1 protein-coding gene is annotated in these 499 nt (G+C 71.1%); it reads left to right on the forward strand.

What is annotated here, in order from left to right; all coding sequences use genetic code 11:
- Positions 1-499, forward strand: a 499-nt coding sequence (locus tag MFF58_RS31995; protein ID WP_238294367.1) for an ABC transporter permease, incomplete at both ends; no start/stop codon positions are given.

Below are 499 nucleotides of genomic sequence, written 5' to 3' on the forward strand. Positions count from 1 at the left end.
AGACGGCCAAGCTGCGCTTCCTCGGCAGCGCCAGCGGGGTCAACCGCGACGCCGTCGCCTACATCGTCGCCAAGGCCGTCTCGGACGAGGCGATGGGCCGGGCGCGCACGGAGATCGAGGGGCTGCTGCGCCAGCGCCACCGCATCGAGGACGGGCAGGAGGACGATTTTAAGGTCTCCGACCCGGCTGCCGCGATGGACGCCCAACGCGGCGCCACGCGCACGATCGCGCTGCTGCTCACCTCGGTGGCAGGGGTGTCGCTGCTGGTCGGCGGCATCAGCATCATGAACATCATGACGGTCACCGTGACCGAGCGTACGAGGGAAATTGGGATCCGGCGGGCAGTCGGGGCCCGCAGGGCCGACATCCGGCTGCAGTTCCTGGCCGAGGCCCTCGTGCTGTGCCTGCTCGGGGGGCTGGCTGGCGTCGTCGTCGGGACCGGCATCTCGCTGACGGTCGCCCGGTCGGCGGGCTGGGCCACGATCATCGACGCGCAGGC

The organism is Methylobacterium longum, from assembly GCF_022179385.1.
GTDB classification, from domain to species: Bacteria; Pseudomonadota; Alphaproteobacteria; order Rhizobiales; family Beijerinckiaceae; genus Methylobacterium; species Methylobacterium longum.